This window comes from Tenacibaculum xiamenense (assembly GCF_964513065.1).
In the GTDB taxonomy this organism is placed as follows: Bacteria; Bacteroidota; Bacteroidia; order Flavobacteriales; family Flavobacteriaceae; genus Polaribacter; species Polaribacter xiamenense.
In genome coordinates this window covers 1-1,010 of the sequence record NZ_CAZEQU010000012.1, presented here as the reverse complement: position 1 = coordinate 1,010, position 1,010 = coordinate 1, and positions in this window count along the sequence as shown.

Below are 1,010 nucleotides of genomic sequence, written 5' to 3'. Positions count from 1 at the left end.
ATCTAGTATCTAATGGTAAAATCAAATTTAAATACTCTACATAATCTCTTATGATATATCCATAGTTCATCGAACAGAAATGATTCCTTGGCTCATTTATATTGTCAAACTTATCTGGATCTATAAAATCACTACTTAACGTATATCCATCTATATTGGTAACTACCTCTATAAATATATTACTAGGATCATATCCATCTGTTCTCTCATCTTCTATGACTCCTAATTGAGATACAAAATAATCATACTCCGTATCACAACTAACAGGCTCTAAGGGCTGTGGAATACAATCACACTCTCTTAAAACAATATCATCCTCTGAATCACTCGGTGTAACAGGATCTGGAATAGCCGATGCTTTTGCTCCTTGTGGTTTTACTCCTTCATATGGAATAGGATCAACCCATGTTCTATTGATTATATCACACGCATTAACGCCCGAAAAATAACCTTTACCCGACACATACATTGCAAGCTTTACTTTAACATCTTTTACCTGACCATTAGTGTCTGTATAATTTAAATTAAAACGATAGGTCAAAGAAGGACTAACATCTTCTACAAGAATACTGTTGATTAAAGATACTGTACTCCAATCAAATCCCTGACCTTGTAAATCATATGCTTCAAATAAAAGCTGCCATAATTTTTCTCGATTTACATCTGCTTGTACCTCACTCATCGGGCGTGGTTCTGGTGAATAAGCCAACCATCTTTTAAAACCTCTAAAGGTGTGGGCTTGAATTTGCATATTATGTGCCCAGTCTAAATTAAAAAAAGATGTAAAATTATCTATAGTACTAGAAGTATAGGTCGTTGCTGTAACTGGATTCACTGTAGTAACCTCTCTTAAAATATCTTTTATACGATTATTAAAGAAGGTGAAGTTCTTAGGGTTTTCTATACATGCTGGAACATTCAAATCACAAACATCGCCTATACCATCATTATCTGTATCTGTTTGGTCTTTGTTCGCTTTGTCTGGACAGTTATCACAAACATCACCTATA